Origin of the sequence: Roseicella aerolata (genome assembly GCF_020523605.1) — a bacterium.
Taxonomy (GTDB): Bacteria; Pseudomonadota; Alphaproteobacteria; order Acetobacterales; family Acetobacteraceae; genus Paracraurococcus; species Paracraurococcus aerolatus.
The window spans coordinates 77,160-84,761 of sequence record NZ_JAJAQI010000026.1 but is presented as its reverse complement, the minus strand read 5'-3'; the positions used below and the strand labels follow the sequence as shown (position 1 = coordinate 84,761).

Annotated in this window: 7 protein-coding genes; 5 read left to right on the top strand and 2 right to left on the bottom strand. The window is 71.8% G+C overall.

The genetic code is table 11. The features are described from left to right. Window positions 1–158 precede the first annotated feature (158 nt). Both LHA35_RS17190 and cobA read right to left on the bottom strand, forming a co-directional pair. The gene (locus LHA35_RS17190) at window positions 159–644 is read right to left on the bottom strand and encodes a CarD family transcriptional regulator (RefSeq protein WP_226610228.1); all 486 of its coding nucleotides are present in this window, start codon (window positions 642–644) and stop codon (window positions 159–161) included. A 954-nt stretch (window positions 645–1,598) separates the two neighbouring features. Then, window positions 1,599–2,420 (bottom strand): uroporphyrinogen-III C-methyltransferase, encoded by an 822-nt coding sequence (gene cobA, locus LHA35_RS17185; RefSeq protein WP_226610226.1) that lies wholly within the window; start codon window positions 2,418–2,420, stop codon window positions 1,599–1,601. A gap of 243 nt (window positions 2,421–2,663) precedes the next feature. Here cobA and LHA35_RS17180 point away from each other — a divergent pair, with 243 nt between their 5' ends. The 5 genes from LHA35_RS17180 (at window position 2,664) to LHA35_RS17160 (ending at window position 7,562) form a co-directional block, all read left to right on the top strand. Continuing rightward, window positions 2,664–3,098 carry a DUF2849 domain-containing protein gene (locus tag LHA35_RS17180; protein WP_226610224.1) on the top strand — a complete coding sequence of 145 codons (435 nt, stop codon included), beginning with the start codon at window positions 2,664–2,666 and terminating at the stop codon, window positions 3,096–3,098. 18 nt (window positions 3,099–3,116) lie between these two features. Beyond that, window positions 3,117–4,826, top strand: coding sequence for a nitrite/sulfite reductase (locus LHA35_RS17175; protein WP_226610223.1), 1,710 nt, complete (start codon window positions 3,117–3,119; stop codon window positions 4,824–4,826). Next, the gene (locus LHA35_RS17170) at window positions 4,813–5,304 is read left to right on the top strand and encodes a DUF934 domain-containing protein (RefSeq protein ID WP_226610221.1); all 492 of its coding nucleotides are present in this window, start codon (window positions 4,813–4,815) and stop codon (window positions 5,302–5,304) included. Before LHA35_RS17175 ends, LHA35_RS17170 begins: the two co-directional genes overlap by 14 nt. Window position 5,305: 1 nt before the next feature. Beyond that, on the top strand, window positions 5,306–6,277 hold the full coding sequence (locus tag LHA35_RS17165; RefSeq protein WP_226610218.1) for a Bug family tripartite tricarboxylate transporter substrate binding protein: 972 nt from the start codon (window positions 5,306–5,308) through the stop codon (window positions 6,275–6,277). A gap of 154 nt (window positions 6,278–6,431) precedes the next feature. Continuing rightward, entirely contained in the window at window positions 6,432–7,562 is a 1,131-nt protein-coding gene (locus LHA35_RS17160) for a serine hydrolase domain-containing protein (protein ID WP_226610215.1), read from the top strand. Window positions 7,563–7,602: the final 40 nt, after the last annotated feature.

Here is a 7,602-nt window from a genome sequence, read left to right as displayed (position 1 = left end):
CACCCGCAGCGGATGGTCGGCCCGGACCCGTTGTTCCAAATCCACGTAGCTGAACAGCGACCCAACCACCGCATCACTGCCACGCATCCTCACCCCGCTCGCTGCCGGGGGTAGGGAATCACGCAGGCGGCATCACCACAATGAATTTCAGCAGCCTGCTAGGCCGCCTTCAGGTGCTGCAGCAGCTTCTCGGTCGCCGCCGCCTTGTCGGTGCGGTCGATGGCGGCGAGCTCCGCGGCCAGACGGTCCAGCGCCTGCTCGTAGATCTGCCGTTCGGAGAAGGACTGGTCGGGCTGACCGGCATTGCGGTGCAGATCGCGGACCACCTCGGCGATCTGGATGGGATCGCCGGAGTTGATCTTTGCCTCATATTCCTGGGCGCGGCGGGACCACATGGTGCGCTTGATGCGCGCCCGGCCCTTCAGCGTGTCCAGCGCCTCCTTCATCGCCTCGTCGGAGGCGAGCTTGCGGAGGCCGGAGGAGGAGGCCTTGCCGACCGGGACGCGCAGCGTCATCCGGTTCTCATCGAAGGTCACGACAATGACCTGGAGGGAGTGACCCGCAGCGGACATCGTCTCGATGCCCTGAACGGTACCGACCCCATGGGTCGGGTAGACGACATGGTCGCCGGCCTTGAATTCCACTGGCTTTGCGGGCTGTCTCGGAGGTGGTGAATGAGGACCCTCGCGCCGCGCCGGGGCGCCGTGGGCGCTGACGGGCGGAGCGGGAGCGGGGAGGGGTGCGGCCGCCTGCTGCTCGGCCAGCCCGGTGGGAGCAGGCTTCGCGGCGGGGGCGGGCGCGGGTGCCGGCTTTGCGGCGGGCATGGGGGCGGCGGCCGGCCTGGCGGCGGGCTTCGGCGCAGGGGCGGCCGGTGCCACGGCCAGGTCCATGGGCGGCGCGGTGCGGCCCGCTTCGGCGGCACGGCCGGCCGAGGCGGCGGGCCTGGGCGTTGCGGCCCGGGGGGCGGGGGCTGTCGGCTTCGGCGCGGCTTTCGCGGCGGCAGGCTGCGCGGCGGCGGTCCTGGCCGGCGGGGGCGGTGCCTTGGCGGCGGCGGCGGCCTTCGGCTTCGGGGCGGCCTTGGCCGGCAGCGCCTTGGCGGGCGGGGCCGCCTTAACCGGCGGGGCCGGAGCCTTCCTGGCCGGCTTGGCCGCCGGTTTCACCGCGGGCTTGGGTGCAGTGCTGCGCCGGGGCTCCGCCACCTGCTTGGGCTTGGCCGCGGCTCGCGCTGCCTTTCCAGCCGGCTTCGCCGCGGTGGAGCGTGTGCCCGATCCCCTGGCGTTGGCGGGTGCCTTCATTCCGGACGACTCTCCTGCGGCAGGTCGCGATGCCATGGTTGCCAGGCCAGCACCGGCCCGGGCCTCAGCCACCCATCTGTCCCATCGAAACAGGGCCTGCCGGGTTCGCTGTGCATGCCGAAGTTCCAAAGGTGGTTCCGCCGGCGATCCGGTACCAAGGCCGGTCAGTTTCGCCACATTGCTGAAACCGTAGCATTCTTTTGCCGCGGAGTCATTATCTGCCCGGCCCGGCCGGGCCGGCGGGGCCGCCCCGCCGCGCCTCTCCCCCGAATTTGCAATCGGCCCGGGTCCGGCGGAGGCGCGTCAGGCGCTCTGCCGCCGCCGCGGACCGGGCTCCGCCGGGGGCAGCAGGGTGGCGGCCAGCGCCGCCACCTCCCCGATCACGACCAGGGCCGGCATGGGCAGCCCGGCGCGGCGAGCATCCAGGGTGCAGGCGCCGAGGGTGGTCCGCAGCACCGCCTGGCCGGGCAGGGAAGCCTGCGCCACCACCGCGACCGGCGTCGAGGCCGGCCTGCCGGCGGCCAGCAACCGCAAGGCGATCTCGTCCAGCTTGGTCAGCGCCATGAAGGCGGTGATGGTACCGCCGGCCCGGCCGAGCGCGGCCCAGTCGATGGAATCGGGCAGGTTGCCGGCGGCGTCATGGCCGGTGACGAAGGTGACGGCCCTGGCCGTGCCGCGATGGGTCACGGGGATGCCGGCGGCGGCCGGCGCCGCCAGGCCGGCGGTGACGCCCGGGACCACGCGCCAGGGAATCCCGGCCTCGGCCAGCGCTGCCGCCTCCTCCCCGCCGCGGCCGAAGAGGAAGGGGTCGCCGCCCTTGAGGCGCACCACCCGCAGCCCGGCCCGCGCCCCCTCGATCAGCTTGGCATGGATCTCCGCCTGGGAGAGCGGGGCATGGCCCTTGCGCTTGCCGACCGCCAGGAGCGTCGCGCCCGGCCGGACCAGCCGCAGCACGGCGCGGCCCGGCAGCGCGTCATGCAGCACCAGGTCGGCCGCCGCCAGCACCGAGGCGGCGCGGCGGGTCAGCAGGCCCGGGTCGCCCGGGCCGGCGCCGACCAGCCAGACCTCGCCCGGCGCCGGCGCCTCGCCCTCGGCCAGAGCCGAGCGGAAATCCACACTGATCATTCGTGATATCCGGATTTGGCGGAAAGACAGCATGAAACCTGGGCGCTCAGCAAGCGCCTTGATGATCTCTGTAGTTTCAAGGTCTTGCATGGATGCGCGCAATGCGGCGGGCAGCCATGTGGAACTTGAGGGCGGTCTTATGCGTGGATAAGCTTGAACATCCGGTTCCATATCGTTAAATGCTGCCCCCCATCAGAGGCGGTCCTGCGGCCGCCATCCGGACCGCCAAGGAAATCCTCCACGATGAGCACCCCGGCGAAGGCGAAGCCCGCCACCGCGCCCATGGTCTTCACCGCCAATCGCCTCCGCGACGGTAGGGTGGTCTGGCTGGCCGAGGGCGACCGCTGGGCGGAGACCGTGGCCGAGGCCCGGGTCTTCCCGCCGCAGGAGGCCGAGGCGGGCCTCGCCCTCGCCCGCCAGGGCGAGCGGGCCCAGCAGGTCGTCGGCGTCTATGGCGCCGAGGTCGCCGTGCAGGGCGGCATCCCCGTGCCGGTGAAGTTCCGGGAGCGGCTGCGTGCCAAGGGGCCGAGCGTCGCGGCGGAGCCGCGCGAAGCGAACGATACGGCGGAGCCGCGCGGACCGAACGATGCGGCGGAGCCGCGCGAAGCGAACGACACGGCGGAGCCGCGCGAGCCGACTGCGGCTGCCGAGCCGCCCGCCTACCGCCTCGCCTCCTGACCGCCGGGAGACCGCCCGATGAACGCCATCTCCAAGCCCGGCCTGCCGGCCCCGTCCTATCCGCCGCATGCGCGGACCTATCGCTATGACGAGGTGGACCGGGAGTTCCTGCAGGAGCGCATCGCCGAGTTCACCGGCCAGATCGAGCGCCGGCTGCGCGGCGAGCTGACCGAGGACGAGTTCAAGCCGCTGCGGCTGATGAACGGCCTCTACCTGCAGCTGCACGCCTATATGTACCGGATCGCCATCCCCTACGGCATCCTGAACGCGACGCAGCTCCGGCAGCTTGCGATGATCGCCCGCCGCTGGGACCGCGGCTTCGGCCATTTCACCACCCGCCAGAACATCCAGTTCAACTGGACGAAGCTGGAGGACGTGCCGGACATCGCGCGTGCGCTCGCGGATGTCGACATGCATGCCATCCAGACCAGCGGCAACTGCATCCGCAACACCACGACGGACGAATATGCCGGCGCCTCGCCGGATGAGGTGGTGGACCCGCGGATCTATGCCGAGATCATCCGGCAGTGGTCCACGCTGCATCCCGAATTCACCTGGCTGCCGCGCAAGTTCAAGATCGCCATCAGCGGCGCGCCGCATGACCGCGTGGCGCTGCAGGTGCATGACATCGCCGTGCAGGCGAAGCAGAACGCGGCGGGCGAGATCGGCTTCGAGATCTGGGCCGGCGGCGGCCTGGGCCGCACCCCGATCCTGGCGACCAGGCTGCGCGACTGGGTGCCGGAGGAAGAGTTCCTCGCCTATCTGGAAGCCGTGCTGCGCGTCTACAACGCCCTCGGCCAGCGCGAGAACATCTACAAGGCACGCATCAAGATCCTGGTGCGGGACCTGGGCGAGGAGTTCCGCCAGCGCGTCGAGCAGGAATTCGCGCGCCTGCCGAAGCAGCGCTACCGGCTGGACCCCGAGATCGTGGCGCAGATCGCGGCCCATTTCGCCCCGCCGCCCTTCGCCGCGCTGCCGGACAACCCCGCTGGCTTTGCCGGGATGCTGGCCGGCAATGCCGAATTCGCCGCCTGGGCGGGGCGCAGCGTGCGCGCCCACAGGCAGCCCGGCTATGCCTCCGTCACCATCTCCCTGAAGCCGATCGGCGGCATTCCGGGCGATGCCAGCGCCGAGCAGATGGAGGCCGTCGCGGCCCTCGCCGAGCGGCATTCCTTCGGCGAGATCCGCGTCAGCCATGTGCAGAACCTGGTGCTGCCGCATGTGCGGCAGGAGGACCTGCCGGCGGTCTGGCAGGGGCTGCGGGAGGCCGGCCTCGCCACGCCGAATATCGGCCTGATCAGCGACATCATCGCCTGCCCAGGCATGGACTACTGCGCCCTGGCGACGGCCCGCAGCATCCCCGTCGCGCAGATGATTTCCGAACGCTTCGCCGACCTGGACCGCCAGCACGACATCGGCGAGTGCTTCATCAACATCTCCGGCTGCATCAATGCCTGCGGCCACCACCATGTCGGCCATATCGGCATCCTCGGCGTCGATAAGCGGGGTGCCGAGAGCTACCAGATCACGCTGGGCGGCAGCGCGACCAACGATGCCGCGCTCGGCGAGCTGGTGGGCCCCGGCTTCGCCTATGACCAGGTGACGGATGCGGTCGAGACCATCCTCCGCACCCATCTCGCGCATCGCCGGCCGGGCGAGCGCTTCATCGACACCTATCGCCGCATCGGCCTCGCGCCGTTCAAGGAGGCGCTCTATGCCGCTGCTTGAGAATGGCCGCCTCGTCGCGGATGAATGGGTGCGGGTGGCCGATGACGCGCCGGTCCCGGACCAGCCGGCGATCCTGAGCCTGGCGCGGCTGCGGAGCGAGGACCTCGCCGGCCGCAACGCCAAGCTCGGCCTCGCCCTCGATCCCGCGACCCAGCCGGAGGAGATCGCGGCGCTGCTGCCGCGCCTCTCGCTGATCACGGTGACCCTGCCCAAGTCGAAGGACGGCCGCGCCTTCACCCAGGCCCGGGCGCTGCGCGAGCATCACGGCTTCACCGGCGAGATCCGCGCGACCGGCCATGTCCTGCCGGACCAGTGGCGCATGCTGCTGCGCTGCGGCGTCAGCACGGTCGAGGTGCCGGAAGGCGCCGATCCCGCGCAGTGGGAGCGCTCCCGCCGCCTCGTCGATATCGCCTACCAGCCGGCGCTCGGCGCCGCCGCGCCGCTCGGCCTGCTGCGCCGGCGGCTGGAGACCGTGTGACATGACCAGCCCATCCCGTCGTTCCTTCCTGGCGATCGCCGGCGCCGCCGCCCTGGCGCGGCCCGCGCTTGCCCAGCCCGGCACCTGGCCGGCCGAACGCTCCATCCGCTACATCGTCCCGGTGGCGCCCGGCGGCAGCCAGGACATCGTCGCGCGGCTGTTCGCCAAGCACCTGACCGAGGCGCTGGGCCAGAATGTGCTGGTCGAGAACATGCCCGGCGCCGGCAGCAATATCGGCTACGAATTCGTCGCGCGACAGAAGCCGGATGGCTACACGCTGCTCGCGGGCTCCGACAGCCTCTCGATCAACAAGACGCTCTTCCCGAAGCTCGGCTTCGACGTGACGGGCTTCGCGCCGGTGACGCAGGGCGTGCGCGTGCCGCAGATCCTGGTGGTGCGGGCGGACAGCCCGGCGCGCACGCTGGAGGAGTTCGTCACCCTCGCGCGCCGCAGCCCGGTCGCGGTCGGCACGCCGGGCAATGGCAGCCTGTCGCATCTGATCGGCGAGCAGATCCAGGCGGCGGCCGAGATCCGCTGGACGCATGTGCCCTACAAGGGCGGCGCGCTGGCGGTGAACGACCTGCTGGGCGGCACCCTGCAGGGCGTGCTGATCAATATCGGCGCCGTCGCGGACCATGTCCGCATCGGCCGCATGCGGGGCCTCTTCGTCTCCCCCGGCCAGCGCACCGGCGCCCTGCCGGAGGTGCCGACGCTCGCCGAGGCCGGCCTGCCGGGCGCCGAGGCGGTGGGCTGGCACGGCATCGTGGCGCCGGCGGGCACGGATCCGGCGATCCTCGCGCGGGTGCATGCCGCCATCGCGCAGATCGTGAAGAAGCCGGAGGTGGCGGAGCGCCTCGCGGCGCTGGGCCTGGAGCCGGTGGAGGCGCCGCCCGAGGTGCTGGGCGAGCTGATCCGCGCCGATGCCGCGCGCTGGGCCGAGGTGGTGCGGCGGGCGCGCATCCAGCCGGATTGATCCCGGGCGGCCTGGAGGCTGGTGCCTCCGGGCCCCGTCATGCGTGCGGCCCCGCCAGGGCGGGCTGGCATCGCCCGGTCCGCCTGCTTAGGCTCTCTCCGAAGAACGAGGAGGGCGGCCCGCGCCGCGCCTCCTCCGAAGGAGGAGACGCCGCATGAGCTTCCCGCTGCCCGAATCCAACCCGGAGGCGCTCGGCCTCGACCCGCGGCCGCTCGAGCGGCTCTGCGCCACCATCGAGCGGCACATCGCCGAGGGGCATCATCCCGGCGCGCAGGTGGCGGTGGCCCGGCACGGCAGGCTGGCGCTCTTCCGCAGCTTCGGGAAGGCACGTGTCGCGCCGGACATGGCGGCGGACGACCGCACGCTCTTCCTGATGTATTCCAATACCAAGGTGGTGACCGCCGCCGCGGTCTGGATGCTGGTGGAGGAGGGGCTGCTCCGCTTCTCCGACCCCATCGCCCAGCACGTCCCGGAATTCGCGGCCAATGGCAAGGGCGGCATCACCGTGCTGCAGTTGCTGACCCATCAGGGCGGCTTCCCCTCCGCGGTGGTGCCGGAGGCCTGCTGGGCAGACCATGCGCTGCTGCGGCGGACGGTCTCGGACTTCACCCTGGAATGGACTCCGGGCAGCAAGGTCCAGTACCACCCGGCCTCCGCCCACTGGACCGCGGCGGTGCTGATCGAGGCGATCACCGGCCGGGACTTCCGCGCCTTCATCCGGGAACGGGTGATCGCGCCGCTCGGCCTGGCGGAGGAGGTCTTCGTCGGCCTGCCGGAGGCCGAGCTCGGCCGCGCCGCCGAGATCTACGACCCGCCGCAGGAGGGCCGCTTCCCGCCGCGCGTGGCGGAGAACACCGCCGCGCACCACGCCGCTGGCATCCCGGGCGGCGGCGGCTATGGCACGGCGCGCGGCATGGCGGCCTTCTACCAGATGCTGGCGCAGGGCGGGCAGTTGAACGGGGTGCGCGTGCTCTCGCCGCGCATGATCGAGTTCGTCACCCGCAATTTCACCGGTGACCGCATCGACGAATATATGGGCCTGCCCATGCATCGCGGCATCGGGCCGCATTCGCGCGGGGAATGGCCGGTGGCACGCGGCCTCGGCGCCATCGCGCATCCTCGCACCTTCGGCCATGGCGGCGTCGGCAGTTCCTATTGCTGGGCGGACCCGGCCAGTGGGGTGAGCTTCGCCTTCTTCTCGAACTGCCGGCAGACGGAGCTCTTCCACAACCAGCGCATGGATGTGCTGAGCAACCTGGCGCACGCGTCCATCCTGCCGGCCTGACAGCGAGGGGGGCGTCGCCCCCCTCGACCCCCCAACAGGG

Excerpts from the sequence above, each read along its gene's own strand:
- cobA (WP_226610226.1), bottom strand. The coding sequence starts at position 2,420 with ATGATCAGTGTGGATTTCCGCTCGGCTCTGGCCGAGGGCGAGGCGCCG.
- LHA35_RS17180 (WP_226610224.1), top strand. The coding sequence starts at position 2,664 with ATGAGCACCCCGGCGAAGGCGAAGCCCGCCACCGCGCCCATGGTCTTC.
- LHA35_RS17175 (WP_226610223.1), top strand. The coding sequence starts at position 3,117 with ATGAACGCCATCTCCAAGCCCGGCCTGCCGGCCCCGTCCTATCCGCCG.
- LHA35_RS17170 (WP_226610221.1), top strand. The coding sequence starts at position 4,813 with ATGCCGCTGCTTGAGAATGGCCGCCTCGTCGCGGATGAATGGGTGCGG.
- LHA35_RS17165 (WP_226610218.1), top strand. The coding sequence starts at position 5,306 with ATGACCAGCCCATCCCGTCGTTCCTTCCTGGCGATCGCCGGCGCCGCC.
- LHA35_RS17160 (WP_226610215.1), top strand. The coding sequence starts at position 6,432 with ATGAGCTTCCCGCTGCCCGAATCCAACCCGGAGGCGCTCGGCCTCGAC.